Source organism: Streptomyces sp. CA-251247 (assembly GCF_050952975.1).
Classification (GTDB): domain Bacteria; phylum Actinomycetota; class Actinomycetes; order Streptomycetales; family Streptomycetaceae; genus Streptomyces; species Streptomyces achmelvichensis.
On the sequence record NZ_CP191861.1, the window covers coordinates 2,591,663 to 2,617,160 of the forward strand.

A 25,498-nucleotide genomic window follows, 5' to 3' on the forward strand; every position below is an offset into this window, starting at 1 on the left:
TACTGCTCTGGCGGCCGAACTGGCGTGGCCGGTAATAGTACGTATGAATGTGTGTCAAGAGTTCCCCAAGACCATGAACTCCAGGTAACCCGCTTGCACCATGCCCATGTCCTCGCCGGAGGACAAGGGGCCCCGCGTTGTCCGGGATGCCCACGGGAGGGCAGGATGACGGGCATGACGCACGCGATGCTGAAGGGCTCGAACGTCCCTCTCGACGCCACGGCCGTACGGGCCGTGCTCCGCTGGACGCCGGGCGCCGGCGTCCCCGACGTGGACGCCTCGGCCCTGCTGCTCGGCCCGGACGCCCGTGTGCGCTCCGACGAGGACTTCGTCTTCTACAACCAGCCGCGCCATCCCTCGGGACTGGTGCGGCGGCTGCCGAAGAAGCGCGTCGCCGAGCATTTGACGGACACGGTCGAGGCGGATCTCTCCTCGCTCGACGCGTCGGTCGACCAGGTGGTGCTCGCCGCCTCCTCCGACGGCGACTCCTTCCAGCATGTACGCGATCTGCGGATACTGCTCTACGACGCCTCCCTGGCCGAGGGTGAGCCGCTCGCCGTCTTCGATGTGAAGCCGGAGACCGGCGAGGAGACCGCGATCATCTGCGGCGAGCTGTACCGGCGCGGGGAGCGGTGGAAGTTCCGCGCGGTGGGTCAGGGCTACCCGACCGGGCTCGTCGGACTGGCCACCGATTTCGGTATCTCGGTGGACGAGGCCGAGGCGGCCGCGGACCCGTCGGCCCATCCCGCACCACCGGCGCACCCGCCCGCGTACGGCTTCCCGCAGCCCCCCGGCGCCCAGCCCGTCTACGGCTATCCGCAGCCGTCGTCGGGCCCGGCGCAGCCTGCGTACGGCTATCCGCAGCCGGCTCCCGCTGCCGCTTTCGCGCCGGATCCGAACTTCCGGCTGCCTCCGATGGGGCCGCAGTTCGTCCGTCCCTGACGCGGGCGCCCCGGAACCGTCCCGGAAACGCGAGACCGGCGGCGCTCGGCGGGCCCTGTGCGGACGGGGCCGGTGCGGACAGGGCCCTGTGCGGACGGGGCCTACACCCGCGTCTTGTAGCCGCGCCCCCACTGGAGTCCCCAGCCGTACAGCCGGTCGAGCTCCGCCTGGAAGCCGTAGACGAACTTCACCTCACGGCGCACGATCAGCTCGCCCTTGATGTTCTCCATGGAGAACACCGCGCAGGAGCGGGCCTGCGGCGCCCGCTCGTCGAGCTCTATCTCGACCCGCGGCCCGTTGCTCGGGTAGAGCGTCACATGGGCGTGCGTGCGGTCGAAGGCGGGCGTCTGGTCGTAGATGTAGACGAAGAACAGCAGCCGCTTGATGGACTCACGGTGGTCGAGGTTCACATAGACGGTCTCGCCCGAGGGGGAGCCGAACCGGTCGTCGCCGCTGAGCTTCACATAGGGCGCCTCGTTGATGGCGCCGAAGAAGCTGCCCAGCGGCTGCACCACGCCCTTGCTGCCGTCCACCAGCTCGTAGAGGCAGCCGAGATCGAGGTCCACATTGACCACGCCCTGGGTGTGGGCCTGGACCACGTCGGGCTGGAAGAGCTTGAAGGGGTGGCGCAGCAGGCGCCCGCTCTGCCGGGACCGGCCCTCGATGTCGGACGTGCGCATCCGCCAGGACAGGTTGACGCGCAGATTGCCGGTCGCGGCGCCCTGCTTGGTGAGTGACACCGACGGGTGCCGCTTGGTGAGTTCGATCGAGTTGGACGCGGCGCTGCCCGAGTCGAACTGCGCTGCCCTCCCCCGCCACAGACCGTCCCAGAAGGCCATACGTCCCACCCCAGTCGTATCGATGTACCCCGCTGCGTGACACGCAACGGGGCGGCGCCGAGGCCGGTGCCTCGAAGCCGCCCCGTGGAGAGCGTTCCTCAATCTCCGCCGGGTCACACCCCGGCGTCGACCGGCTCGCCCTTTTCCTCCTGGGCAGCGAGCGCCTTGTTGCGGCGCACCGAGGACCAGAAGGACGCGCCGATCAGGACGACGCCGATGAGACCGGTGATGATCTCGTTGATCTCGTACTGGATGGTGATGAGCAGGATCGCGGCGAGCGCGCCGATCGCGTAGTGCGCGCCGTGCTCCAGGTAGACGTAGTCGTCGAGCGTGCCCTGGCGGACCAGGTAGACGGTCAGCGACCGGACGTACATGGCGCCGATGCCGAGGCCCAGTGCCATGAGCACGATGTCGTTGGTGATGGCGAAGGCGCCGATGACGCCGTCGAAGGAGAACGACGCGTCCAGGACCTCGAGGTAGAGGAACATGAAGAACGCGGCCTTGCCCGCGAGAACCACGGCGGACGGCTTCTTGCCGCTCGCCTTGGCCTTTTCCTCTTCCTCGTGTTCGCGCTCCTCCTCCTCTTCGAGCCTGTCCTCGAAGAAGCCGGAGAGTCCGCCGACGATGAGGTAGGTGATGAGACCGGCGACGCCGGCGAGCAGCACCGTCGAGGACTTGTCGACGTGGGTGCCGCCGTGCTGGTGGGCGTGGGTCGCGACGGTCACCGCGCTGATCGCCAGGACGATCAGGGCGATGCAGACCGACAGCATGTCGATCTTGCCGAGCTTGGCCAGCGGGCGCTCGAGCCAGCCGAGCCACTTGATGTCACGGTCCTCGAAAATGAAGTCGAGGAAGATCATGAGCAGGAACATGCCACCGAACGCGGCGATCGACGGATGTGCGTCGGTCACCAGCTGCTGGTACTGGTCCTTGTCATTGAGTGCGAGGTCGACCGCCTCGATGGGGCCGAGCTGGGCGCTGACGGCGACAATGACGACGGGGAAGACGAGCCGCATGCCGAAGACGGCGATGAGAATGCCGATGGTGAGGAAGATCTTCTGCCAGAAGGCACTCATCTTCTTCAGGATTCCGGCGTTGACCACCGCATTGTCGAACGACAGCGAGATCTCGAGGACGGACAGGATCGCTACGACACCGAAGGCCGTCCACCCGCCGTAGAGCACCGCCGCGACCAGGCCGAGCGCGGTCACCGCGAACGACCAGCCGAAGGTTTTCAGAACCACTGGTACCCAATCGTGTAATGGGGGTTCCCCCGGGCGAACCTTGGGGGAGGTCTCCCACGCACCAAGGACAGGCTTTACCTGCTCCGTGCGCAGCTTTACGAAACGTTGACCCCGAAGTCTAGAGCGATGCCCCGCAGACCCGACGCGTACCCCTGCCCTACGGCCCTGAACTTCCACTCGCCGCCGTACCGGTACAGCTCGCCGAAGATCATCGCTGTTTCGGTGGAGGCGTCCTCGCTGAGGTCGTAACGCGCCAGCTCCTGGCCGTCGGCCTGATTGACCACCCGGATGAAGGCGTTGCTGACCTGCCCGAACGTCTGGCCGCGATTTTCGGCCTCATGGATCGAGACCGGGAAGATGATCTTGTCGACGTTGGCCGGCACCTGGGGAAGGTTCACCAGCAGCGATTCGTCGTCGCCCTCGCCCTCACCCGTGAGGTTGTCACCGGTGTGCTCGACGGAGCCGTCGGGGCTCGTGAGGTTGTTGTAGAAGATGAAGTACTCGTCGCCCAGAACGCGTCCGCCGTTGCAGAGCAGCGCGCTCGCATCGAGGTCGAAGTCGGCTCCTGTGGTGGAGCGCGCGTCCCAACCGAGCCCCACCAGCACCTGCGTGAGATTCGGTGCGGCCTTGGAGAGGGAGACATTGCCTCCCTTGGCGAGCGTGACGCCCATGATCCTGGTCCTCCCCAGCTGACGATGTGGTGCAAGGCGCGTCCGGCGCCGCACTTCGCAGTGCGGCGCCGGACGGAGTGCGGCCTGCTCAGACGTTGACGCCGAAGTCCTGCGCGATGCCGCGCAGGCCCGAGGCGTACCCCTGGCCGATGGCACGGAACTTCCACTCCGCGCCGTTGCGGTACAGCTCGCCGAAGACCATCGCGGTCTCCGTCGACGCGTCCTCGCTCAGGTCGTACCGGGCGAGCTCGGTGTTGTCCGCCTGGTTGACCACGCGGATGAACGCGTTGCGCACCTGGCCGAAGGACTGCTGACGGCTCTCGGCCTCGTAGATCGAGACCGGGAACACGATCTTGTCGACGTCGGCCGGGACCGAGGCGAGGTTGACCTTGATCTGCTCGTCGTCGCCCTCGCCCTCACCGGTGAGGTTGTCACCGGTGTGCTCCACGGAGCCGTCGGGGCTCTTCAGGTTGTTGAAGAAGACGAAGTTCGAATCACTGGCGACCTTGCCCTCGGTGTTGGTCAGGATGGCGCTGGCGTCGAGGTCGAAGTCGCCACCGGTGGTGGTACGAGCGTCCCAGCCCAGACCGACGATGACCGCCGTCAGGTTGGGTGCGGCCTTGGTCAGCGAGACGTTGCCGCCCTTGCTGAGGCTGACTCCCACGAGTCCCTCCATTGGGTATCAGGGGCAGCGCCCCCGTCGTGCGTTGGTGTCGGATCAACGAGTGGATCCTAGTGACCGGTTCCCGTGCAAAACAGACTTTCGCGTGGTCGGTCGCCGGGTGTATCGGTGTGCGGCCGGGTGGGGCCGCGCTTGTCAGAGGGTTTGCAGCGCCTTGACGTACGCGTTCAGGTCGCGGGCGTCCGGCAGGCCGTTGACGACGGTCCAGCGGACGACACCCTCCTTGTCGATGATGAAGGTTCCGCGCACGGCGCACCCCTTCTCCTCGTCGAGGACGCCGTACGCGCGCGAGACCTCACCGTGCGGCCAGAAGTCCGACAGCAGGGGGTATTCCAGGCCCTCCTGCTCGCCGAAGACGCGCAGGGTGTGGATGGAGTCGTTGGAGACCGCGAGCAGCTGGGTGTCGTCGTTGACGAACGACGGCAGTTCGTCGCGCAGCGCGCACAGCTCACCGGTGCACACCCCGGTGAAGGCGAACGGATAGAAGAGGAGCACCACGTTCTTTTCGCCGCGGAATTCGGCGAGCGTCACGGTGCGGCCGTGGTTGTCCTTCAGCTCGAATTCCGGGGCCTCGGTGCCGACCTCGATCGCCATGTCGTGTGGATCCCTTCGCTGAGCCCATTCGGGTGACGGGTCCACACACCCTAAGGGCTGTCCCGTCATCCCCGGCGGGACCCTACTCACGGCACGGGTACGCAGAAGGCCCCCTCCGACGTGGTCGGAGGGGGCCGGGGCCTGATGCTGGAGGTTCAGCGCTTCGACTTGGCCGCCTTGGGAGTCACCAGCCTGCTGCCGGTCCAGTCCTTGCCGGCACTGATGCTCTTGGTCTGGGAGAGACCCGCGGTCTGGGCGGCTTCGTTGATGTCGCTGGGCTCGACGTAGCCGTCACGGCCGGTCTTGGGAGTCATGAGCCACACGGCACCGCCCTCCTCGATGAGCCCGATGGCGTCCACCAGTGCGTCCGTCAGATCGCCGTCCTCGTCGCGGAACCAGAGGATGACGACGTCGGCGACGTCGTCATAGTCCTCGTCCACGAGTTCCTGGCCGATCACGGACTCAATGGCTTCTCGGAGCTCCATCTCGACGTCGTCGTCGTAGCCGATCTCCTGGACCACCTGTCCGGGCTCGAACCCCAGCCTGGTGGCCGGGTTGGTCCGCTCCTCCGCGTGGTCCGCGGTCGCGCTCACGGCTTGCCTCCTGATCATGTTCGGTAAGTGCTGCAGCCGCGCGCGTACGCGTGGCTTTGGCCGTAGTCCACACGGGCGGGGCGGATCGCGCAAGTACCCGGCCGTCCAGACCGCCGAAACGGTGACGTTTGCGCCCGTCTCGACGCAAGTCCGGACACCCTCGGCCCGGGACCGCACCGGACGCCCACCCGTTCCGCCATGTTTGCCACCATACGTCCACTCGCTGGGCCAATCGGAACCGAACAGCCAAACGGAACGCTTTGCCGCCTTGAGCGTAAGGTTGCGATTTGACCGGGCCCGAACGGGGCTCCGGACGGGTTGCGAGCCTGTCCGGCGGCGAGCTCCGGTCAGGATGTCAGCGAGCGCTGGGGTTACCCCTCAGTAGAGATGACGTTTGCCGCCCCGCGGTCCACGATGGAGGCGGTGCGACACCGCGCAGACATCTTGTGTAGAGGCAGAACTCACCGAACAGCGAAGGAATAGCGTGGCTTCCGGATCAGATCGCAACCCGATCATCATTGGCGGCCTTCCCAGTCAGGTCCCGGACTTCGATCCCGAAGAGACCCAGGAGTGGCTGGACTCCCTCGACGCCGCCGTCGACGAGCGGGGCCGGGAGCGCGCCCGCTACCTCATGCTCCGGCTGATCGAGCGGGCCCGCGAGAAGCGCGTGGCCGTGCCCGAGATGCGCAGCACGGACTACATCAACACGATCGCCACCAAGGACGAGCCGTTCTTCCCGGGCAACGAGGAGATCGAGCGCAAGATCCTCAACGCCACCCGCTGGAACGCCGCGGTGATGGTCTCCCGCGCCCAGCGCCCCGGTATCGGGGTCGGCGGCCACATCGCGACCTTCGCCTCCTCGGCCTCCTTGTACGACGTGGGCTTCAACCACTTCTTCCGCGGCAAGGACGACGGCAAGGGCGGAGACCAGATCTTCTTCCAGGGCCATGCCTCCCCCGGCATCTACGCCCGCGCGTTCATGCTCGACCGGCTGAGCGAGGCGCAGCTCGACGCCTTCCGCCAGGAGAAGTCCAAGGCGCCCAACGGTCTGTCCAGCTACCCCCACCCGCGGCTGATGCCGGACTTCTGGGAGTTCCCGACCGTGTCGATGGGCCTCGGCCCCCTCGGCGCGATCTACCAGGCCCGGATGAACCGCTACATGGAGGCGCGCGGCATCGCCGACACCTCCGACTCGCACGTGTGGGCGTTCCTCGGTGACGGCGAGATGGACGAGCCCGAGTCACTCGGCCAGCTGTCCATCGCCGCGCGCGAGGGCCTCGACAACCTCACCTTCGTGGTCAACTGCAACCTCCAGCGCCTCGACGGCCCGGTCCGCGGCAACGGCAAGATCATCCAGGAGCTGGAGTCGCAGTTCCGCGGCGCCGGCTGGAACGTCATCAAGCTGGTGTGGGACCGCTCCTGGGACCCGCTGCTCGCCCAGGACCGCGACGGTGTGCTGGTCAACCAGCTCAACACCACGCCGGACGGCCAGTTCCAGACGTACGCGACCGAGACCGGCGCGTACATCCGCGACCACTTCTTCGGTCACGATCACCGGCTGCGCGCCATGGTCGAGAACATGACCGACGACCAGATCCTGCACCTGGGCCGTGGCGGTCACGACCACAAGAAGGTCTATGCGGCCTTCTCGGCGGCCAAGGCGCACAAGGGCCAGCCGACCGTGGTCCTCGCGCAGACCGTCAAGGGCTGGACGCTCGGACCGAACTTCGAGGGCCGCAACGCGACCCACCAGATGAAGAAGCTGACGGTCGACGACCTCAAGGGCTTCCGCGACCGGCTGCACATCCCGATCACGGACGACCAGTTGGAGAACGGCGCACCGCCGTACTACCACCCGGGCCGTGACTCGGAGGAGATCCAGTACATGCACGACCGGCGCCAGGGCCTCGGCGGCTATGTGCCGACCCGTGTCGTGCGGTCGAAGCCGCTGGAGCTCCCGGGCGACAAGACGTACGCGGCTGTGAAGAAGGGCTCCGGCCAGCAGTCCATCGCCACCACCATGGCGTTCGTCCGGCTGCTCAAGGACCTCATGCGGGACAAGGAGATCGGCAAGCGGTTCGTGCTGATCGCGCCCGACGAGTACCGCACCTTCGGTATGGACTCCTTCTTCCCGAGCGCGAAGATCTACAACCCGCTGGGTCAGCAGTACGAGGCGGTGGACCGCGAGCTGCTGCTCGCGTACAAGGAGTCGCCGACCGGTCAGATGCTGCACGACGGCATCTCCGAGGCCGGCTGTACGGCGTCGCTGATCGCGGCCGGCTCGGCCTACGCCACGCACGGCGAGCCGCTGATCCCGGTGTACGTCTTCTACTCGATGTTCGGCTTCCAGCGGACCGGCGACCAGTTCTGGCAGATGGCCGACCAGCTGGCACGCGGCTTCGTCCTCGGCGCCACCGCCGGGCGCACGACGCTGACCGGTGAGGGCCTCCAGCACGCGGACGGCCACTCGCAGCTGCTGGCGTCGACGAACCCGGGCTGTGTCGCCTACGACCCGGCCTTCGGCTTCGAGATCGCGCACATCGTGCGGGACGGTCTGCGGCGGATGTACGGCTCCGACGAGGAGCACCCGCACGGCGAGGACGTCTTCTACTACCTCACCGTCTACAACGAGCCGATCCAGCACCCGGCCGAGCCGGAGAACGTCGACGTCGAGGGCATCCTCAAGGGCATCCACCGCTTCAAGTCCGCCGAGCAGGGCCGGATCCCGGCGCAGATCATGGCGTCCGGTGTGGCCGTGCCGTGGGCGATCGAGGCACAGCGGATTCTCGCGGAGGACTGGGACGTCAAGGCGGACGTCTGGTCGGCGACGTCCTGGAACGAGCTGCGCCGCGAGGCCGTCGAGGTCGAGCGGCACAACCTCCTGCACCCGGAGGAGGAGCAGCGCGTCCCGTACGTCACGCGCAAACTCCAGGGCTCCGAGGGGCCGTTCGTGGCGGTGTCGGACTGGATGCGTTCCGTCCCCGACCAGATCTCGCGCTGGGTGCCGGGCACCTACCAGTCGCTGGGCGCCGACGGCTTCGGCTTCGCCGACACCCGTGGCGCGGCCCGCCGGTTCTTCCACATCGACGCCGAGTCGATCGTGCTGGGTGTCCTCACCGAACTGGCCCGTGAGGGCAAGGTCGACCGCTCGGTGCTGAAGCAGGCCGTGGACCGCTACCAGCTGCTGGATGTCGCGGCGGCCGACCCGGGCCCCGCGGGCGGCGACGCATAGCAGTCGCAGGGGTACGGGGCGGCCGGGCTGATCCGGCCGCCCCGCACACATTTTCCCCTCCCGTCTACGATGCGCGGATGAAGCAGCGAACAGCGCAGGTCCGGTGGGAAGAGCGCATGCAGACGCCCCTGCTGGTGCTCGCCGCGGCGTTCGCCGTCGCGTACGCGGTGCCGATCGTGGCGCCCGGCGCCGACGGCTGGGTGCACACGCTCTGCACGGCCGTCGAGTGGGTGGTGTGGGGCGCGTTCGCCGTCGACTATCTGGTGCGGCTCACGCTCGCGCCGAGCCGCTGGCTCTTCGTCCGCAGCCATCCGCTCGATCTGCTCGCGGTGGTGCTGCCGCTGCTGCGGCCGCTGCGCCTGCTCCGCGTCGTCTCCACCCTGCTGCTGGTGGGGCGGCGTGCGCGGATGGCGCCGCAGATCACGCTCACGACCTATGTGGCGGGCGCGGTGGTCGGGCTCATGATGTTCGGCTCACTGGCCGTGCTGCACGTCGAACGGGACGCGCCCGACGGGAACATCAAGACGCTGGGCGACGCGGTGTGGTGGTCGTTCACGACCATGACGACGGTCGGGTACGGGGACCACGCGCCGACGACGGGGCTCGGCCGGCTGCTCGCCGTCGGGCTCATGATCTCCGGTATCGCCCTGCTCGGTGTCGTCACGGCGAACATCGCGGCCTGGTTCATCTCCCGCTTCGAGCGGGACGACGCGGAGGAGCGCCGGCAGACGGCTCTGCTGGAGGCGCTGACGGCCGAGGTGAAGGCGCTGCGCGCACAGGTGACGGCGCTGTCGGAATCATCGGATTCATCGAAATCATCGGCGACAGCAGCGACGGTGGCGACAGGCGCGACCGTGCCGACGGGCGGGGGAACAGGCGCAGCCGGGGTGGGCACTGTGCCCACCCCGGCCGGTCCGCCCGACAAGCCTGCGGTGCGAGGCTGATCACCACATCCCGCCGCCGGGAGCCGCGGCTCCCGCCAGCCAGACGATGGCCAGGACGGTGTCAATGGCACCGAGGACCAGCGCGACGAGCGCCGGTATGTGCTGCGTGCCGTTCCAGCTGCGGCCCATGGCGAGCCAGCCGCAGACGACGGCGATCGGGCCGAGGACGATCCCCAGCACGAAGAATCCTGTGATCGCACAGATCAGCCCGATGATTCCCAGTGCCGCGCGGTCCGGCCCGCTCCGCGACCACGTCCGGCCGCGTGAGCGAGGGTGCCTGCGCGATGTGTGTCCGAAGCCCGCCATCATCACTCCCTGAGTTCGGCCGATTCGGGACTACGCATGCCCGGGTACCCCGGTTCATCGCTCCCAGACCTTGAACGCCCTGACGCGGTACGGGGACTGGGGCAGCCAGGTGCCCGAACCGGGGTAGGTCTCGAACTCGCCCGTCTCCGCGCACTCCTGGCTCTGATACGTCGTCACCGGCCGTCCCGTGCGGTTGGCCAGGGACTCGGCGGCGGTGCCGGTCGGCAGCGGCACACAGCTGTCGACGTCGAGGCCGGCGAGCTCGTGCGTCTGGCGTGCCCCCTTGAAATCGGCCTTGGCCCACAGGCAGAGCTGTCCGGCGCCGCAGCCTGCGAGGCGTGGCGGGCCGGCGGCCGTGGCGTGGCCCGGGAGGAGCGCGGTGACGGCCAGGGCGGCCGCGGCGAGCAGTGGTGTCGTAGGCATGTCGGTGAACCCCCGTGTGGTGACTGATCGTGTGGTGACTGATCGTGTGGTGAGTGGCCGTGCGGTGAGTGATCGTGTGGTGAGTGATCACTTGACCGGGAGCCTGGAGCACACGAAGACGCCCCGGGAAGGGGATCGGGCCGAGATCATCCGGATAGGGGACAGCCCCGCCGGAGGCGTCCGGCGGGGCTGTCGGTCACACGAGGTTGACGCCCGTCGAGGGCGGCGACGGCGTCAGATGTGGGCGCCGCCCATACCCGCGTCGGCGTTCGCACCGCGCTTGGTGAGCAGGGCGACGAACACCGCGACGGCCGCGACACCGGCGGCGACCAGGCAGGCCAGGCCCATGCCCGAGATGAAGGTGTCGTGGGCGACCCCGACGATCTTCTCGGCCAGCTCGGGAGGCGTTCCCGGAGCGACCGGCGGCACACCCACCTGAACGGCTTCGGCGGCCTGGTCCAACTGGGCCGGGCTGAGCGGCGGAAGCTGCGCGTCGGCCCAGTTGCCCGGCAGGTCGCTGTCGACCTTGGAGGCCATGACCGCGCCGAGCACCGCCGTACCGAGGCTGCCGCCGATCTGCATGGCGGCCTGCTGGAGACCGCCGGCGACGCCGGAGAGCTCCATCGGGGCGTTGCCCACGATGACCTCGGTCGCACCGACCATGACCGGCGCGAGGCCGAGACCGAGAAGGGCGAACCAGATGGACATCGGCAGGCTGCCGGTGTCGGTGTCGAGGGTCGACATACCGAACATGGCGACCGCGGTGAGCACCATGCCGCCCGCGAGCGGGACGCGCGGGCCCGTCTTGGTGATCATGGCGCCGGCGAGCGGCGATCCGACGATCATCATGCCGGTGAGGGGCAGCAGGTGGAGTCCGCTGTCGACCGGGCTCATGCCGTGCACGTTCTGGAGGAAGAAGGTGACGAAGAACAGCCCGCCCAGGAAGGCGATGGCCATGAGCACCATGAGGACGGTGCCGGCCGCGAGCGGGACCGAGCGGAACAGCTTCAGCGGGATCAGCGGCTCGGCGACCCGGTTCTCCCAGAAGGCGAAGAACGCGAAGCAGACCACCGACGCGGCGATGAAGCCCCAGGTCCGGCCGTCGCCCCAGCCCCACGCGGGCGCCTTGATGAGCGCCCAGACCAGGCAGAACATCGCGGTCGACAGCAGCAGGATGCCGAGGATGTCGAAGGACTTCGGAGCGTTCTCGGCGCGGTGGTCCTTGAGGATCAGCACACCGAGGACGAGCGCGATGACGCCGACCGGGACGTTGATGAAGAAGACCGACTGCCAGCTCACGTGTTCGACCAGCAGACCGCCGAGGATCGGGCCGCCCGCGGTGGACGCGCCGATGACCATGCCCCAGATGCCGATCGCCATGTTCAGCTTCTCGGCGGGGAAGGTGGCGCGCAGCAGTCCGAGCGCCGCGGGCATCAGGAGCGCGCCGAACAGGCCCTGGAGCACGCGGAAGGTGACCACGAGGGTGATGCTGTCGGAGAGGCCGATGGCCGCCGAGGCCGCGGCGAAGCCGACGACACCGATGAGGAACGTCTGCCGGTGGCCGAAGCGGTCACCGAGCTTGCCCGCGGTGATCAGCGTCACGGCGAGGGCGAGGAAATAGCCGTTGGTGATCCACTGCACGTCGGCGAAGGTGGCGCCGAGGTCCTTCTGGATCGCGGGGTTGGCGATCGCGACGATGGTGCCGTCCAGCGCCACCATCATCACGCCGATGGCCACGGCGAACAGCGTCAGCCAGGGGTGGCCGCGGAGCCCCTTGACCTGGGCCGGTATGGGGTCCTGCGGATCCTTCGGCGCCTTTTCGACGGTGGTCTGACTAGTCATGCGTGGGAGGCTAATGTCAGTCGCTGACAGTTGACAAACCAATTCACAAGTCGGTAACTGTCACGTTGCTCACAGGTAGGCTGAGCTGGTCGAAAGCGTCGGAAAGAGGACCCAGGTAGTGACGGCCGAGCCGACCGGACTGCGCGCACGCAAGAAGCAGCTCACCCGTGACGCGCTGGTGCGCGCCGCGCTGGAGCTGTTCACCACGAAGGGGTACGAACAGACGACCGTCGACGAGATCGCGGACACCGTCGACGTCTCCCAGCGCACCTTCTTCCGGTACTTCACCAGCAAGGAGGAGGTCGCCTTCGCCGTCCAGGAAGTGGTCGAGGCCCACTTCATCGAGGCGGTACGCGAACGGCCCGCTCAGGAAGGCCCGTTCGAGGCGATGCGCAACGCCGTGCTCGACGGCTGGAACAGAATCGGCGAGGCGATCGCGGAGATCGTCCCGGTCGAACTCCACATGCGCAGCTATCTCATGATCGAGTCGACTCCCGCGCTACTGGCGGTGCATCTGCGCCGGTCGGCGGACCTGGAGGAGACGATCGCCCAACTGATCGCCGAGCGCGAGGGACTGGACGTCGACGCCGACCCGCGCCCCCGGGTGGCGGTGGCCGCGCTCAGCGGAGTGATGCGCGTCACGGGGCGGCTGTGGGGCCAGGGCGAGGACTGGAGCCCGGAGGCGATCCGCAGCCTCACGGCGACCTATCTGGACCATCTGAAGCTGGCGCTGGCGGACGACTGGCGGACGCAGCGGGCCGCTGAGGCGACGGCACGGGGTGACCGGCCGGAGTGACGAGGCGGGCCGGCGCGTGCGCGTCACAACGCGGCGTGACGAGCCGCGGCGACGACACGGGGTGACGAAGTGGGCCGATGACACGCCGGAGTGCGCTCCCCGGCGTGGCTCAAGTCACGGTTCTTCCCCGTAATTACGTTCTGAACACGTGATCTGCCTCACGGTCTTCGCGAGCCGCCGCCGGCTTCTCCTAGGGTGTCTCTCAGTGACTTCCTTCGACTCCTCCCCCACCCCCGTCACCGTGCGCGCTTTCCTCGCGCTCACGGTTGTGTTCCTGATGCTGGCGACCACCGGTTGGACGGCCGTACGGCACCAGGGCGGCCCTCGTGACATCTACGAGGCCGAGCTCAGCGGCTGGGGCAAGGCGCGCATAGGAGCCCGGGCCCTGCCCGGCACCGACTCGTCACCGAAGAAGCTGACGGCCTTCTTCGCCTCGCTGCGGGGTGCGGAGCGCACGCGGCTCGCCGACGAATACCCGTACGTGGTCGGCAATCTCAACGGTGCGCCGGTCGCTCTGCGTTATCGGGCGAACCGCAAGGGCCTGGCGCGCGCACTGGAGCTCGAACGCAAGCGCGTCGCCACCGCCGACCTCACCGCGGACGGCCGGCGCATGGCGACCCGCCGGATGAACCGCTTCGAGTCCCTCATGGATCCCGAGCGGCAGATCCTTGCCTTCGACCCGTCCGGGCCCGGCAAGGTCGCCGAGGTGTTCGGTGATCTGAACCGCGCCGAACGTGTGTCCGTGGTCGTCCCCGGTGTGGACACCAATCTGCTCACCTTCCAGCGGACCGCCCGCAAGTACGCGGCGCCGGTCGGCATGGCCAAGTCGCTGTACGCCGCCGAGCGGGCGGCCTCGCCCCGGGCGCGTACGGCGGTCATCGCCTGGGCCGACTACACCACCCCGGCCGGGCTCGGCGTGGACTCGGCCATAGGCCGGCTGGCGGAGAGCGGTGCCGTCCGGCTGACGGCGCTGACCGAAGCCCTGCCCGGCCCGTCCCGCGTCGCGCTCTTCTGCCACAGCTACGGCTCCGTCGTCTGCGGCGTCGCCGCACGTCAACTGCCCGAGCGCGTCACCGACATCGCGGTGGCCGGCAGCCCGGGCATGCGCGCCGAGAACGCGGCGGCGCTGCACACCCGCGCCCGGGTGTGGGCGATGCGCGACAGCGACGACTGGATCCAGGACGTGCCGCATCTGGCGGTCGGCGGACTGGGGCACGGCGAGGACCCGGTGGCACCGGAGTTCGGGGCGCGCGTGATGTCGGCGGCGGACGCTGTCGGCCACACCGGTTATTTCGAGCCGGGTACGGAGAGCATCACCAACTTCGCCGAGATCGGCGTCGGTTCGTTCGACGGTGTCACCTGTGCGAGCGCCGATGACACATGCCGCAGTGGTATCTATGGCGAAGAAGCGGTCTGACGCGCGTAGAACTTCGTCAACCGGGCTCTGCACCGAGGGAAGACGTGCGGGCGCCCGCCGCCTACGATGAGGCGTATGGGTGACGAACTGGCCGGAATTCAAGCCACGTGGGAGTTCGAGACCGACTCCGTGATCATCCGCTTCGAACGGGGACACCGCGCGCCGAAGCTCTTCCAGACGCTCCGCGAACGCCGTATCCCTCACGAAGCGTTGGCGTCGGTGACACTTTCCCCGGGCAAGCGGGGAACGGTGGTGCTGCATGCGGCACCCAGACCCGGCGCCGATCCTCTGATGGAGGCAGCGGCCGGGCAGTTGAAGGAAGCGTGCGATCCGTACCGCCTGGTGCTGCCGGCCGACCGCGAGACCCTCGCCGAGTACTACGCCGACGAGTTGCGGGCCGTGCTGCCCTCGGACGCCGACCGTCCCGTCGACCGGTACGCCGTGGCCGCGCCCAGCGCGCCCCTGAACTTCAAGGCGTACGACGGCAAGGCCTCCTTCGACGGCTCCCGTGTCGACTTCCGCTGGTCGTGGGCGGGTGCGTCGTCCGCCAAGTGGAAGGCGGGCGACCAGAGTTTCCCGGTCGACGAGCTGAGCGGGGTCGAGTGGCGCACGCCCGAGGCCCTCGACGGATATCTGCGGCTCGTCCGGCACACGAATCCGCCGGTCGACGACACGGTTCGGCCGGCGCTCGACAAGGACCCTGCCGCGCTGATGTTCGGGCTCAACAAAGGGCAGGTGCACGAGTCCCTGCCGTTCGCCGCGGCGGTCCTCGAATCCGTGCAGAACTCCGGCTCGCCTCCCGCGATGGCGATGCAGGCGTGCCGTCGCGACCCGGCGGACATCGCCGAGCGGATCCGGCACCTGGGCGAACTGCATCTGGCAGGGCTGGTGACCGACGAGGAATTCAGCTCCAAGAAGGCGCAGCTGCTGGCGGAGCTGTGAGCGAGCCGGAGCGGGCGGTGGTGTCATACCGGGGTATGACACCGCGCCCGGCCCCCGGGTATGACGCCATCGGCCGGCCGGTCTGCCTACGCTGATCAGGCCATGTCCCAGTCTCCCCGGTCCTCCCCCTCGCGACGCTCCCGGGCGTTGCGCGGCGCCCAGGACAATCTGCGCCTCCTCGCCGCCGACCTCCGTACGCCGTCGTCGTCCACCGCCCCGCTCTTCGGCTCGGTCGAGAAGCGGTGGCTGCGGCTGACGCCGTACGTGGTGGTGTTCGCGTTCGTCGTGAGTCTGCTGCCGGTCACGGTCAGTGTGCTCGTCAACGACTACCGGCTGAACGGAGCGCTCGCCGGAGCGCTGGCCACCGCCCAGACGGTGCCGCTGCTGCTGGCTCTCACCCGCCCGCTCCAGGCGTGGTGGATCGTGGCCGCGGCGGATGTGGCCGGGGCTTTCGCGCTGATGGGCGCGGCGGGGACCGTGGACCGGAGCTGGCCGTGGACCCCGATGGTGGTCGTCGGGTATCTCGTCCTGATGGCCTGCCTCGGACTGCGGGAGCCGCGCCGTACGCTGCTGGCCGTCTGGCTGGCGACGGGCGCTGTGGGGTGGCTGTTCGAACTGATCTCGCAGGACCGCAGTGACGGCATCCATCTGCTGCTGTTCGTCCTGAGCGGCTTGGTGCTGGTCGTCACGGGCGCGCTGCGCGAACGCGGCGACGCCCAGCGACGGCTGGTCGTGCAGGAGACCATCAGCGAGGCGGAACGGGCGCAGCGCACGGTGCTGGAGGAGCGGGCGCGGATCGCGCGCGAGCTGCACGACGTCGTCGCCCACCACATGTCGCTGATCACGGTGCAGGCCGATTCCGCGCCGTACCGCATCGAGGGCCTGCCCGACGCGGCGCGTGAGGAGTTCGGAGCGATCGCCGCGGGCGCCCGTGAGTCGCTGACGGAGATGCGCCGGCTGCTGACGGTGCTGCGCAGCGAGGGCACGGAGAGCGAACTGACGCCGCAGCCGGGGCTCGACCGGGTGCAGCAGCTGGTGGAGGCGACCGTACGGGCGGGCGTACCGGTGGAGTTGGCCCTCGGAGTGCCGGACGATCCGGTGCCGCAGGCGGTCGACCTCTCGGCGTACCGCATCGTGCAGGAGGCACTCGCCAACGTGGTGCGGCACGCGCCCGGGGCGCCGACACGGGTCTCGGTGACATCCGACGGCACGGACCTCACCGTGCTCGTCGTCAACCTCCCGGCGGAGGAACGCACATCACCGCTGGAGACCACCGGCACCGGACACGGTCTGGTCGGCATGCGGGAACGCGTACGGCTGACCGGCGGAACACTGGACACCGGTCCGCTGCCGGACGGCGGATTCCGGGTGGCCGCGCGGCTTCCGCTGGCCACTCCCCCGACCTCGGAGGACCCTTCGTGACCATCCGCGTGATCATCGTCGACGACCAGGCCATGGTGCGGGCGGGCTTCGCCGCGCTGCTGGCCGCGCAGTCCGACATCGACGTGGTGGGCGAGGCGCCGGACGGGCGGGCGGGGGTGGACGTGGCGCGCTCCACGCACCCGGACGTGGTGCTGATGGACGTCCGGATGCCGGAGATGGACGGCCTGGCGGCGGCCCGTGCGATCCTCCACCCGCCGGTGGGAGTGGTGCATGTGCCCAAGGTGCTGATGCTGACCACGTTCGACGTGGACGACTACGTGTACGAGGCGCTGCGGGCGGGTGCGTCCGGATTCCTGCTGAAGGACGCGCCCCCGGCGGATCTGATCGCGGCGGTACGGGTGGTGGCGGCGGGCGAGGCGCTGCTGGCTCCCTCGGTCACCCGCCGGCTGATCGCCGAGTTCGCCTCCCAGCGGCAGGCGCCGCGGAAGGACCCGTCCCTGCGGCTGAACGGCCTGACCCCGCGCGAGACAGAGGTCCTGGAACTGATCGCGCGCGGGCTGTCCAACCAGGAGATCGCGGCCCATCTGGTGCTGGCGGAACAGACGGTGAAGACGCACATCGGCAAGGTCCTGTCGAAGCTGGCGCTGCGGGACAGGGCGCAGGCAGTGATCTTCGCGTACGAATCGGGCCTGGTCCGGCCCGGGGCGGCCGGTTCCTGAGCCTGCGGGTGCGCCTGTTCCCGTAATTGCTTCCGCATTCCTTCCGGCGGCCGGTTCCTGAGCCTGCTTCCGGCGGCCCGTTCATGATCCCTCGCACGCACCTTCCCGCGGCCGGTCACCGCCCGCTCATACCCCGGTAGCACCTTCGACCTGGCTCCCCGGGGTGACGCCCCCTCACCCATTCCCTTCCTACCTTCCCTCCGTCACGCAGACGGACGAGCAAGAGGAAGGGCGGGAGCATGCGCCGCTACAAACGAACCCTGGTGGCTGTTGCGTTGGCGACGACCGTCGTCTCCGGGACCGCCGGCTGGGCCTCCGGGAGCGCGCAACGGCCGGTCACCGGCCCGCCGCCCGGTACCGCCGAGTGGAACGCCGACCGCTCCCTCGGTCGCCCCCTGCCCGACCCCGCCACCGCCGAGCCCACCCGAGTAGCGGACTTCTTCCGCACGTTGGACCCCGCCGCCCGGCAGCGTCTCGCCCACCGCCACCCGCTCGTCGTCGGCAATCTCGACGGCGCACCCGTCGCCCTGCGCTACGAGGCCAACTCCCGTGCCCTGCGCGGCACTCCGCTCGCACGACTGGCGGAGCCCGGGCGGCAGATACTCGCCTTCGACCCCCGCGGCCGCGGCCAGGTCGCCGAGGTCTACGGCGACCTGGAGCACGCCCGCCATGTGTCGGTGATCGTGCCGGGGTCCGACATGGACGCCGGGACCTTCGACCGCGCCAAGGACCCGTACGGCACGCCCGCCGGGATGGCCAACTCCCTCCGGGCGGCGACGGACCCCGGCACCGCCGTCATCGCGTGGACCGGCTACACCACCCCCGTCGGTGTCGGGCTGGACGCCGCCACCGGCGATCTGGCCGAGGCCGGCGCCGTACGCCTGACCCGCTTCGCCGACGGCCTGGCGGCGGTCGACGCACCGCCGCCGAGCCTGTTCTGCCACAGCTACGGCTCCGTCGTCTGCGGTCTCGCCGCCCATGATCTGCAGGTCGCCGACATCGTCGTGCTCGGCTCCCCCGGGATGCGCGCCGGCTCCGTCCGCGAACTGCGCACCGACGCGCGGGTGTGGGCGGCCAAGGACGCCTCCGACTGGATCTCCAAGGTCCCGCACGTCGAACTCCTCGGGCTCGGCCACGGCAACGACCCCGCCTCACCCGCCTTCGGCGCACGCCGGGTTCCCGCCGAACGGGCCGAGGGGCACACCGGCTACTTCGCCCCCGGCACCGACTCGCTCCGGCACTTCGCCGCCATCGCGACCGGCCGCGCGGCCTCCGCAGGGCACGAACGCGCGGCCTCGACAGGCCCCGAAGGAGATGTCCGATGAGACTCGCCGAGAAGATCGAGGCCCGCACGCCCGCCCACCGCGACCGTGCCGTCGACGGGCTGCGAGCGCTCGCCCTGCTCGCCGTGCCGACCGGACACTGGCTGCTCGGCGGCTTCACCCTCGACGCGGACGGAGCCCTGCACAACGCCAGCCCGCTCGCCTCGTTCGGCTTCTTCGCCCCGGTCAGCTGGGTGCTCCAGATGCTCGGGATCTTCTTCCTGGTCGGCGGCTACGCGTCCGTGCTCTCGTACCACCGCCGCCCGGGCTCGACCGCGCAGTGGCTGAAGCAGCGCATCACCCGCCTCGGGCGGCCGGTGCTCGGAGTCACGGCCGTCTGGGCCGTGATGATCCCCGTCCTGTACGCGCTCGGCGTGCCCGGCACGACGCTGCGCACCGGCTCGACGCTGGTCGTCCAACCCCTGTGGTTCGTGGGCGTCTACACCGTGGTGACGGCGCTGACGCCGTGCTGCGTGCGCCTCGCCCGCCGGCTCGGGGCGTGGGCGGCGGCGCCGCTGCTCGTGAGTGTCGCCGTCGTGGACGTCCTGCGCTACGGGCCGTACGCCGACGCCGTGCCGTCCTGGCTGAGCGTCCTCAACATCCTTCCGGGCTGGCTCTTCGCGTACCAGCTCGGTGTCAGCTGGGGCGAAGGGCGCCTCGGCCGCCGGCACGCCCGGGTCCTGCTCGTCGGCGGTGCGGCGCTCTTCGCCGTGCTGCTGATCGTCTTCGACTACCCGGCGTCGATGGTCGGTGTGCCGGGCGAGAGTCGCACCAACTCCCATCCGCCGTCGTTGCTGGTGCTCGCCCTGGCCTCGGCGCAGAGCGGCGCCGCGATCCTGCTGCGCGACCGGATCGCCCGGCTGCTGACGCGGCCGGCGCTCTGGGCCCCGGTCGTCGTGGTCAACCTGTCGGCGATGACGATCCTGTGCTGGCACCAGACGGCGATGCTGGCGGCGGCGGTCCCGGGAGCGTTCGCCGGTGCCGTGCCCGGTCTGACGACCGCACCGGACTCGCTCGGCTGGATCCTCGCCCGGCTGGCGTGGCTGCCCCTGTTCGCCGGGCTGCTGGTCCTCATCGGCCGCTACGCGCGCCGATTCGAGCAGCCGTGGACGAAGACGACGAGAACCCGCCGCGCGGCAGCGGGGCTGCTCGCGGCGGGCTTCGCCGTGTTCGCTCTGGGACTCGCGTAGTCGGCGCAGGCGAGGCGCCGGCGCAGGTCCTAGAAAGACTTCGCGGACACGACCTAGACCTCCCGCGCCGCCGACGTCGACGACATGTCCGGGTAGCGGTCGCCCGCCACCTGCTCGGCGATCGGCTCCAGCAGCGCCAGTTCCTCGTCGGTGAGCGTCAGCCGCGTCGCCCCGAGGTTCTCCCGGAGCCGGGATGCCTTGCGGGTGCCCGGGATCGGGACCACGGGCAGCCCGTGCACCCGGGACTGCTGCTGAACCCAGGCCAGGGCCACCTGGCCGAGCGTCGCGTCGTGCGCCTCGGCGATCTTGCGGACCGGTTCGAGCAGCGCCGCGTTGTTCCGGGCGTTGTCCCCGGTGAACCGGGGCTGGTACTGGCGGAAGTCGCTCTGCGACAGGTCCTTCGTGGCATCGGCGAAGGCACCCGTCAGGAATCCGCGTCCGAGCGGGGAGTACGGCACCAGCGCGACACCCAGCTCCGCCGCCGCGCCCACCGCGCTGCGCTCCACGTCCCGGCTGAACAGCGACCACTCCGACTGGAGGGCCGCGATCGGGTGCACGGCGTGCGCCTCGCGCAGTTCGGGGCCGGTGACCTCGCTCAGCCCGAGGTGCCTGACCTTGCCCGCGGCGACCAGTTCGGCCATCGCGCCGACGGACTCGGCGAGCGGAACACCCGGGTCACGGCGGTGCATGTAGTACAGGTCGATCACCTCGGTCTTCAGCCGCGAGAGGCTCGCGTCGACCGCCCGGCGGATGTAGGCGGGGTCGTTGCGCACACCCCGGTACTGCGGGTCGTCGGTCCGCTCGATGGCGAACTTGGTGGCGAGGGTTATCTCGTCGCGGTGCGCGCCGAAGAAGGGTGCGAGGAACTCCTCGTTGGCGCCCCGCCCGTACACGTCGGCCGTGTCGAAGAGCGTGACACCTCCTTCCAGCGCCGCTTCCAGGGTTTCGCGGGCGGCCGTCTCGTCGGTGTCGCCGTAGAACTCGCTCATGCCCATGCAGCCGAGGCCCTGCACGCCGACCAGCGGGCCCTGGGTCCCGAGACGAACCTGTTCGATCTTGGTGGTGCTCATCAGGGTTCAGACCCTCTCCGGCGCCCGGTGGGCGCCCGCGTAGAACTCGATCTTGTGGTCCAGCACGGCGAGGGTGTCCTGGAGTTCCGCGATCCGCGCGAGAACGTCGCGCCGGGTCTGCTCCAGCAGCTCCTGCCGGGCGTCGAAGGTGTCCTCGCCGGCCCGCACCATCTCGGCGTAGCGGACCATGTCCGCGACGGGCATTCCGGTCAGCCGCAGCTTGCCGACGAAGGCGAGCCAGTCGAGGTCGCGATTGCTGAAGCGCCGCTGTCCGGTGTGCGACCTGTCGACATGCGGCATCAGCCCGATCCGCTCGTACCAGCGCAGGGTGTGCGCGGTGAGTCCGGTGAAGGCGGCGACCTCGCTGATCGTGTAGCGGTCCTGCCCCTCCGGGCGCGGATGCGCGCGGGGAGCCGCTTTGCAGAGATCCGTCCGTACGGGAGTGCTCTCGATCAGCGTCATACCTCCACGCTAAAACCTTCGAGTGCACTCCAAGCAAGCAGAATCCGATGGCAGTTTTCCCAGTACCCGCACTAGCGTCCCGCCCATGACTGCCGCCCGTCGCGCAACCCCCGAAGACGCCCTGGAACTGGTCCGCCTCCGCAAAGTCATGCAGGACTCGTGCCACGGCCCGAACCCCGATGTCAGCTGGCAGCCCGCGGCCGTCGCGACCCTGCGGGCCAGGCTTGCCGACCCGGACGGCGATCTGACGGCGTTCGTCGTCGACCGGCCGGGCGGGCTCGCGGCCTGCGCGGTCGGCATCATCGAGTACCGGCTCGGCGGCCCCGGCAATCCGCAGGGTGTCAGCGGCTACGTCTTCAGTGTCGCCACCGACCCGGACATGCGCCGGCGTGGCCACTCCCGCGCCTGCATGGAAGCCCTGCTGGCCTGGTTCGAGAAGCGCGGCGTACGCAAGATCGATCTGCGGGCCTCCTCCGAGGGCGAGCCGCTCTACACCTCGCTGGGCTTCGCCCGGACCCCCGATCCCGCGATGCGGCTCACCCTTTAGGGCTGCCGGAACACGGGCACACGGTGTCGTCCCCGGCGGTACGGCCCGGCCGGGGCAAGATCGGGAGGCCACGGCACAGGAGCCGGGGCGCGACCGGAGACACCGTCAGGAGCCAGCCGTGCACGATGATCCGATGCCGCGACGGCTCCTCGGGCCCGGTCCGCGTTGACGGACTTCCGTGAGCGGGCCGTGCTCGGGGCCCTGTCCCTGCTGTCCGTGACGACGGGCGCGGTCGACGCCCTCAGTTTCCTGGTCCTCGGTCATGTCTTCACCGCGCTGGCGACCGGGAACCTGCTGTTCCTGGCCTTCGCGCTGGGCGGCACGAGCGACATTCCGTCGGCCGTCCCCTCGACCGTGTCGCTGGCCGCGTTCGTCCTCGGTGTGGTCTGCGGCAGCGCGCTGATCAGGGTGCTGCGCCGGCGTCGCCCGTTCTGGTTCCCCCATACGCTGGCGGCCGAAGCGGTCCTGCTGGCCGTGGCAGCGGTGGTGGCCCTCGGCTGGCCCGGGGACGGTTCCGTGTCCTCCGGGCAGCGCTACGCCGTGATCGGCCTGGTCGCCCTGGCGATGGGTCTGCGCAACATCGGGGTGGTGCGTGCCCCGATCACCGGGATGACGACGCTGCTCATCCAGATCCCCCTGGTGACCCTGATCGGCACCCTGCTGGTACCCGGCACGACGGCGTCAGGAGGGCGGGAGATCCGGTTCGCCCGGCCCGTCGCCACGGTGGCGGGCATGTTCCTGGGTGGGCTGGCCGGCACGCTGATGGTGCCCTGGGGTCCCTCGCCCGCGCTGTTCGTGCTGTCCGGCGTGGTGGCGCTCATCGCGGCCTCCGGTCTGCTGCTGTCCCCCGGCGACGCGGAAACGGTCGCCGGGCGGTCGGTGTGACGCCCGCCCGGCGGCCCCGGCCGACACGCGGCTAGGCTCGCAGGCATGCAGAGCCTGGCGAAGATCGAGAACTGGCCCGTACCGACCGCGGCTGCCGCCGTCGTCCGAGCGGACGGAACCGTCGCCGGCTCGCACGGCCCCGTCGCACAGCGCTTCCCGCTCGCCTCGGTCACCAAGCCGCTCGCCGCGTACGCGGTACTCGTGGCGTACGAGGAGGGCGCGGTCGAGCTCGACGAGCCCGCGGGGCCCGAGGGGTCCACGGTGCGCCATCTGCTCGCCCACACCTCCGGGCTCGCCTTCGACGAGCACAAGCAGACCTCGGCGCCCGGCACGCGCCGGATCTACTCCAACGCCGGCTTCGAGCAGCTCGCCGACCATGTCGCCAAGGCCACCGAGATCCCCTTCCCGGAGTATGTGCGCCAGGCGGTGCTGGAGCCGCTGGGGATGAGGGCGACGACGCTCGACGGCTCCCCCGCGAAGGACGGCACGTCGACCGTGGACGACCTGGTGCGCTTCGCCGCCGAGGTGCAGGCGCCCCGGCTGCTGGACGCGCGGACCGTGCTGGAGGCGATGAGCGTCGTCCATCCGGGCCTGTCGGGCATCCTGCCCGGCTACGGGAACCAGAAGCCGAACGACTGGGGTCTCGGCTTCGAGATCCGCGACGGCAAGTCCCCGCACTGGACGGGCAGTTCGTCCTCACCCCGCACCTTCGGCCACTTCGGCCAGTCGGGCACGTTCCTGTGGATCGATCCGGACGCGCAGGCGGCGTGCGTGGTGCTCACGGACCGCGCCTTCGGACCGTGGGCGATCGAGGCGTGGCCGCCGTTCACGGACGCGGTCCTGGCGGAGTTGCGCGGCTGAGCCGTCCCGGCCGGTCATCCGGTGACGAGGACAGACACTCGAACCACACGGTCTTGCCCTGCCCGCCGGAGTGCGGCTGCACGCCCCACCGGTCGGTGACCGCTTCGACGAGCAGTAACCCCCGCCCGCCGTCGGCCAGTTCGTCGCGTGCGGCCGGCGCGGGCAGCTTCGGACAGTCGTCGGCCACCTCCACGCGGACGCCGTCGGCCCGCAGAAGGATGCAGGTGCGGCAGCGGCGGCCGGGGACATGCCGTACGACGTTCGCGATCAGCTCGGTGAGCGCCAGCTCGGCCGCGTCGGCCACATCGAGCAGGCCTGACCCTTCCAGGTAGAACCGCAGGATGCGCCGCAGATGCCGGGCCGAATGCTCGGCCACGGCGAAGTCGGTGCGGTACCGGGCAGCAACCTCGGTCGCCTGCGGATCGGTTACGTGATTCATGTCACCAGCGTGCGATGCGGCGGTTACGCTCGGCTACGAACCGAAACGAACGCCGCGAGGCGTTGCAGGCCGGAGGTGCCCCCGTGGCCAACATCCAGTCACTCGACCCCAGCGCATCCCCGCTCGACTACTACGGCTGGGAGCTCCGCCGCCAGCGCGAGGCCCACGGGCTCAAACAGGGCCAGTTGGGCGAGATCATCTTCTGTACGGGCTCGCTCATCGGCCAGATCGAGACGACGAAGAAGGTCCCCACCCGCGACTTCTCCGAGCGGGTGGACGCGGCTCTCGGCACGGACGGGGTGTTCTCGCGCCTGGCCGGTCTGGTCCTGCGCAGCCAGCTGCCCAACTGGTTCCAGCCGTATGCGGAGATGGAGGCGAAGGCGGCGTACATCTCCACGTACCAGGCGCAGTTGGTGTACGGGCTGTTGCAGACGGAGAAGTATGCGCGGGCGGTGCTGGCCACGAGCAAGCCGGACGACCTCGACGGTCTACTGGCCGCGCGGATGGAACGCCAGCGCATCCTGGAGCGGGAGCAGCCACCGCTGGCCTGGGCCGTTCTGGACGAGGCGGTGCTGCACCGGCCGGTAGGGGGTACCGACGTCATGCGCAGGCAACTGGCGCGTCTGTTGGAGTTCATCACCCATCGCTGGATACGCATCCAGGTGCTGCCGCTCTCGGCCGGTGAACATCCGGGCCTCGCCGGATCGTTCACCGTCCTACGCTTCGATGACCACCCGGACATCTTCTACACAGAGGACATGATGTCCGGCCACATGACAGCCAACGCGGAAAGCATCAGGGAAGCCTCTCTCCATTACGCTCACTTGCAGGCCGCCGCCCTGTCCGTAGGGGACTCGGCGGCACTGATCGCCTGCGTGATGGAGGAACGCTATGGAGACCCACCCGAGCAAGGTGCAGTGGCGTAAGTCCAGTTACAGCGGCCCCAGTGGCGGTGAGTGCGTCGAGTGCACCGTCACCGGCAGCGCGGCTTGGCGTAAGTCCAGTTACAGCAGCAACACCGGCGGCGACTGCGTCGAGGTCGCCGACAACTGCCCCACCGCCGCCGTCCCCGTCCGTGACAGCAAGAACCCCTCCGGCCCCGTCCTGATCCTCGGCGCCGACGCCTGGCGGTCGTTCATCAGCAGCCTGTGAC

At 69.6% G+C, this 25,498-nt stretch carries 27 protein-coding genes; 15 read left to right on the plus strand and 12 right to left on the minus strand.

The window, feature by feature from the left end:
- The first annotated feature begins 165 nt into the window (after positions 1 to 165).
- Positions 166 to 942 carry a TerD family protein gene (locus ACQPWZ_RS11350; protein ID WP_405569420.1) on the plus strand — a complete coding sequence of 259 codons (777 nt, stop codon included), beginning with the start codon at positions 166 to 168 and terminating at the stop codon, positions 940 to 942.
- 101 nt (positions 943 to 1,043) lie between these two features.
- Here ACQPWZ_RS11350 and ACQPWZ_RS11355 read toward each other — a convergent pair whose 3' ends face one another.
- The 6 genes from ACQPWZ_RS11355 to ACQPWZ_RS11380 all read right to left on the minus strand — a co-directional run bounded on the left by ACQPWZ_RS11355 (position 1,044) and on the right by ACQPWZ_RS11380 (position 5,565).
- Positions 1,044 to 1,781 (minus strand): TerD family protein, encoded by a 738-nt coding sequence (locus tag ACQPWZ_RS11355; protein ID WP_313946521.1) that lies wholly within the window; start codon positions 1,779 to 1,781, stop codon positions 1,044 to 1,046.
- A gap of 113 nt (positions 1,782 to 1,894) precedes the next feature.
- Positions 1,895 to 3,025: a DUF475 domain-containing protein gene (locus ACQPWZ_RS11360; RefSeq protein ID WP_313946520.1), complete on the minus strand. Its 1,131-nt coding sequence runs from the start codon at positions 3,023 to 3,025 to the stop codon at positions 1,895 to 1,897.
- A 95-nt stretch (positions 3,026 to 3,120) separates the two neighbouring features.
- A complete protein-coding gene (locus ACQPWZ_RS11365) occupies positions 3,121 to 3,696 on the minus strand; it encodes a TerD family protein (RefSeq protein WP_340472934.1) in 576 nt (191 codons plus the stop codon).
- An 88-nt stretch (positions 3,697 to 3,784) separates the two neighbouring features.
- Positions 3,785 to 4,360 (minus strand): TerD family protein, encoded by a 576-nt coding sequence (locus ACQPWZ_RS11370; RefSeq protein ID WP_340472935.1) that lies wholly within the window; start codon positions 4,358 to 4,360, stop codon positions 3,785 to 3,787.
- Between the two features lie 153 nt (positions 4,361 to 4,513).
- Positions 4,514 to 4,972 (minus strand): peroxiredoxin, encoded by a 459-nt coding sequence (locus tag ACQPWZ_RS11375; RefSeq protein ID WP_433571264.1) that lies wholly within the window; start codon positions 4,970 to 4,972, stop codon positions 4,514 to 4,516.
- Positions 4,973 to 5,127: 155 nt separating this feature from the next.
- Positions 5,128 to 5,565: a DUF3052 domain-containing protein gene (locus ACQPWZ_RS11380; RefSeq protein ID WP_313946516.1), complete on the minus strand. Its 438-nt coding sequence runs from the start codon at positions 5,563 to 5,565 to the stop codon at positions 5,128 to 5,130.
- Between the two features lie 484 nt (positions 5,566 to 6,049).
- On the opposite strand from ACQPWZ_RS11380, the gene aceE reads away from it, so the two are divergent.
- Positions 6,050 to 8,797: a pyruvate dehydrogenase (acetyl-transferring), homodimeric type gene (aceE, locus tag ACQPWZ_RS11385; protein ID WP_340472937.1), complete on the plus strand. Its 2,748-nt coding sequence runs from the start codon at positions 6,050 to 6,052 to the stop codon at positions 8,795 to 8,797.
- 77 nt (positions 8,798 to 8,874) lie between these two features.
- The gene (locus ACQPWZ_RS11390) at positions 8,875 to 9,741 is read left to right on the plus strand and encodes a potassium channel family protein (RefSeq protein ID WP_405569426.1); all 867 of its coding nucleotides are present in this window, start codon (positions 8,875 to 8,877) and stop codon (positions 9,739 to 9,741) included.
- Here the strand turns inward: ACQPWZ_RS11390 and ACQPWZ_RS11395 are convergent, their stop codons facing one another.
- From ACQPWZ_RS11395 to ACQPWZ_RS11405, 3 genes are all read right to left on the minus strand, one after another.
- Positions 9,742 to 10,050: a small hydrophobic protein gene (locus ACQPWZ_RS11395; protein ID WP_340472939.1), complete on the minus strand. Its 309-nt coding sequence runs from the start codon at positions 10,048 to 10,050 to the stop codon at positions 9,742 to 9,744. It lies immediately after the preceding gene.
- A gap of 51 nt (positions 10,051 to 10,101) precedes the next feature.
- Complete coding sequence (locus ACQPWZ_RS11400; protein ID WP_433571265.1) at positions 10,102 to 10,470, minus strand: peptidase inhibitor family I36 protein; 369 nt, start codon at positions 10,468 to 10,470, stop codon at positions 10,102 to 10,104.
- 234 nt (positions 10,471 to 10,704) lie between these two features.
- Positions 10,705 to 12,312: an MFS transporter gene (locus tag ACQPWZ_RS11405; RefSeq protein WP_433571266.1), complete on the minus strand. Its 1,608-nt coding sequence runs from the start codon at positions 12,310 to 12,312 to the stop codon at positions 10,705 to 10,707.
- Positions 12,313 to 12,430: 118 nt separating this feature from the next.
- Here ACQPWZ_RS11405 and ACQPWZ_RS11410 point away from each other — a divergent pair, with 118 nt between their 5' ends.
- The 7 genes from ACQPWZ_RS11410 (at position 12,431) to ACQPWZ_RS11440 (ending at position 20,081) form a co-directional block, all read left to right on the plus strand.
- A complete protein-coding gene (locus ACQPWZ_RS11410) occupies positions 12,431 to 13,108 on the plus strand; it encodes a TetR family transcriptional regulator (RefSeq protein WP_433571267.1) in 678 nt (225 codons plus the stop codon).
- Between the two features lie 205 nt (positions 13,109 to 13,313).
- A complete protein-coding gene (locus tag ACQPWZ_RS11415) occupies positions 13,314 to 14,525 on the plus strand; it encodes an alpha/beta hydrolase (RefSeq protein WP_433571268.1) in 1,212 nt (403 codons plus the stop codon).
- Between the two features lie 75 nt (positions 14,526 to 14,600).
- Complete coding sequence (locus ACQPWZ_RS11420) at positions 14,601 to 15,467, plus strand: DUF4429 domain-containing protein (protein ID WP_340472944.1); 867 nt, start codon at positions 14,601 to 14,603, stop codon at positions 15,465 to 15,467.
- 102 nt (positions 15,468 to 15,569) lie between these two features.
- Complete coding sequence (locus ACQPWZ_RS11425; protein ID WP_433571269.1) at positions 15,570 to 16,889, plus strand: sensor histidine kinase; 1,320 nt, start codon at positions 15,570 to 15,572, stop codon at positions 16,887 to 16,889.
- Positions 16,886 to 17,569: a response regulator gene (locus ACQPWZ_RS11430; protein WP_433571270.1), complete on the plus strand. Its 684-nt coding sequence runs from the start codon at positions 16,886 to 16,888 to the stop codon at positions 17,567 to 17,569. Before ACQPWZ_RS11425 ends, ACQPWZ_RS11430 begins: the two co-directional genes overlap by 4 nt.
- A gap of 239 nt (positions 17,570 to 17,808) precedes the next feature.
- Positions 17,809 to 18,894, plus strand: a complete 1,086-nt coding sequence (locus ACQPWZ_RS11435; RefSeq protein WP_433571271.1) for an alpha/beta hydrolase — start codon at positions 17,809 to 17,811, stop codon at positions 18,892 to 18,894.
- Positions 18,891 to 20,081 (plus strand): acyltransferase family protein, encoded by a 1,191-nt coding sequence (locus ACQPWZ_RS11440; RefSeq protein WP_433571272.1) that lies wholly within the window; start codon positions 18,891 to 18,893, stop codon positions 20,079 to 20,081. The genes ACQPWZ_RS11435 and ACQPWZ_RS11440 overlap by 4 nt, the downstream gene beginning before the upstream one ends.
- 53 nt (positions 20,082 to 20,134) lie before the next feature.
- Here ACQPWZ_RS11440 and ACQPWZ_RS11445 read toward each other — a convergent pair whose 3' ends face one another.
- Positions 20,135 to 21,151 (minus strand): aldo/keto reductase, encoded by a 1,017-nt coding sequence (locus tag ACQPWZ_RS11445; RefSeq protein ID WP_433571273.1) that lies wholly within the window; start codon positions 21,149 to 21,151, stop codon positions 20,135 to 20,137.
- A gap of 6 nt (positions 21,152 to 21,157) precedes the next feature.
- Positions 21,158 to 21,613 (minus strand): MerR family transcriptional regulator, encoded by a 456-nt coding sequence (locus tag ACQPWZ_RS11450; RefSeq protein ID WP_340472950.1) that lies wholly within the window; start codon positions 21,611 to 21,613, stop codon positions 21,158 to 21,160.
- Positions 21,614 to 21,698: 85 nt separating this feature from the next.
- Between ACQPWZ_RS11450 and ACQPWZ_RS11455 the strand changes: the two genes are divergently transcribed.
- From ACQPWZ_RS11455 to ACQPWZ_RS11465, 3 genes are all read left to right on the plus strand, one after another.
- On the plus strand, positions 21,699 to 22,160 hold the full coding sequence (locus ACQPWZ_RS11455; protein ID WP_340472951.1) for a GNAT family N-acetyltransferase: 462 nt from the start codon (positions 21,699 to 21,701) through the stop codon (positions 22,158 to 22,160).
- 165 nt (positions 22,161 to 22,325) lie between these two features.
- Positions 22,326 to 23,045, plus strand: coding sequence for a YoaK family protein (locus ACQPWZ_RS11460; RefSeq protein ID WP_433571274.1), 720 nt, complete (start codon positions 22,326 to 22,328; stop codon positions 23,043 to 23,045).
- Between the two features lie 45 nt (positions 23,046 to 23,090).
- Complete coding sequence (locus tag ACQPWZ_RS11465) at positions 23,091 to 23,906, plus strand: serine hydrolase domain-containing protein (RefSeq protein WP_340472953.1); 816 nt, start codon at positions 23,091 to 23,093, stop codon at positions 23,904 to 23,906.
- Here the strand turns inward: ACQPWZ_RS11465 and ACQPWZ_RS11470 are convergent.
- Positions 23,872 to 24,345, minus strand: coding sequence for an ATP-binding protein (locus ACQPWZ_RS11470; protein WP_433571275.1), 474 nt, complete (start codon positions 24,343 to 24,345; stop codon positions 23,872 to 23,874). The two genes, ACQPWZ_RS11465 and ACQPWZ_RS11470, sit on opposite strands and share 35 nt — an antisense overlap.
- Positions 24,346 to 24,428: 83 nt before the next feature.
- On the opposite strand from ACQPWZ_RS11470, the gene ACQPWZ_RS11475 reads away from it, so the two are divergent.
- Positions 24,429 to 25,271 (plus strand): helix-turn-helix domain-containing protein, encoded by an 843-nt coding sequence (locus ACQPWZ_RS11475; RefSeq protein ID WP_433571276.1) that lies wholly within the window; start codon positions 24,429 to 24,431, stop codon positions 25,269 to 25,271.
- Positions 25,237 to 25,497 carry a DUF397 domain-containing protein gene (locus tag ACQPWZ_RS11480; RefSeq protein WP_433571277.1) on the plus strand — a complete coding sequence of 87 codons (261 nt, stop codon included), beginning with the start codon at positions 25,237 to 25,239 and terminating at the stop codon, positions 25,495 to 25,497. The genes ACQPWZ_RS11475 and ACQPWZ_RS11480 overlap by 35 nt, the downstream gene beginning before the upstream one ends.
- Position 25,498 lies beyond the last annotated feature (1 nt).

Excerpts from the sequence above, each read along its gene's own strand:
- ACQPWZ_RS11405 (WP_433571266.1), bottom strand. The coding sequence starts at position 12,312 with ATGACTAGTCAGACCACCGTCGAAAAGGCGCCGAAGGATCCGCAGGAC.
- ACQPWZ_RS11480 (WP_433571277.1), top strand. The coding sequence starts at position 25,237 with ATGGAGACCCACCCGAGCAAGGTGCAGTGGCGTAAGTCCAGTTACAGC.
- ACQPWZ_RS11445 (WP_433571273.1), bottom strand. The coding sequence starts at position 21,151 with ATGAGCACCACCAAGATCGAACAGGTTCGTCTCGGGACCCAGGGCCCG.
- ACQPWZ_RS11355 (WP_313946521.1), bottom strand. The coding sequence starts at position 1,781 with ATGGCCTTCTGGGACGGTCTGTGGCGGGGGAGGGCAGCGCAGTTCGAC.
- ACQPWZ_RS11365 (WP_340472934.1), bottom strand. The coding sequence starts at position 3,696 with ATGGGCGTCACGCTCGCCAAGGGAGGCAATGTCTCCCTCTCCAAGGCC.
- ACQPWZ_RS11465 (WP_340472953.1), top strand. The coding sequence starts at position 23,091 with ATGCAGAGCCTGGCGAAGATCGAGAACTGGCCCGTACCGACCGCGGCT.
- ACQPWZ_RS11395 (WP_340472939.1), bottom strand. The coding sequence starts at position 10,050 with ATGATGGCGGGCTTCGGACACACATCGCGCAGGCACCCTCGCTCACGC.
- ACQPWZ_RS11470 (WP_433571275.1), bottom strand. The coding sequence starts at position 24,345 with ATGAATCACGTAACCGATCCGCAGGCGACCGAGGTTGCTGCCCGGTAC.
- ACQPWZ_RS11455 (WP_340472951.1), top strand. The coding sequence starts at position 21,699 with ATGACTGCCGCCCGTCGCGCAACCCCCGAAGACGCCCTGGAACTGGTC.
- ACQPWZ_RS11420 (WP_340472944.1), top strand. The coding sequence starts at position 14,601 with ATGGGTGACGAACTGGCCGGAATTCAAGCCACGTGGGAGTTCGAGACC.
- ACQPWZ_RS11400 (WP_433571265.1), bottom strand. The coding sequence starts at position 10,470 with ATGCCTACGACACCACTGCTCGCCGCGGCCGCCCTGGCCGTCACCGCG.
- ACQPWZ_RS11425 (WP_433571269.1), top strand. The coding sequence starts at position 15,570 with ATGTCCCAGTCTCCCCGGTCCTCCCCCTCGCGACGCTCCCGGGCGTTG.
- ACQPWZ_RS11390 (WP_405569426.1), top strand. The coding sequence starts at position 8,875 with ATGAAGCAGCGAACAGCGCAGGTCCGGTGGGAAGAGCGCATGCAGACG.
- ACQPWZ_RS11435 (WP_433571271.1), top strand. The coding sequence starts at position 17,809 with ATGCGCCGCTACAAACGAACCCTGGTGGCTGTTGCGTTGGCGACGACC.
- ACQPWZ_RS11375 (WP_433571264.1), bottom strand. The coding sequence starts at position 4,972 with ATGGCGATCGAGGTCGGCACCGAGGCCCCGGAATTCGAGCTGAAGGAC.
- ACQPWZ_RS11350 (WP_405569420.1), top strand. The coding sequence starts at position 166 with ATGACGGGCATGACGCACGCGATGCTGAAGGGCTCGAACGTCCCTCTC.
- ACQPWZ_RS11440 (WP_433571272.1), top strand. The coding sequence starts at position 18,891 with ATGAGACTCGCCGAGAAGATCGAGGCCCGCACGCCCGCCCACCGCGAC.
- ACQPWZ_RS11450 (WP_340472950.1), bottom strand. The coding sequence starts at position 21,613 with ATGACGCTGATCGAGAGCACTCCCGTACGGACGGATCTCTGCAAAGCG.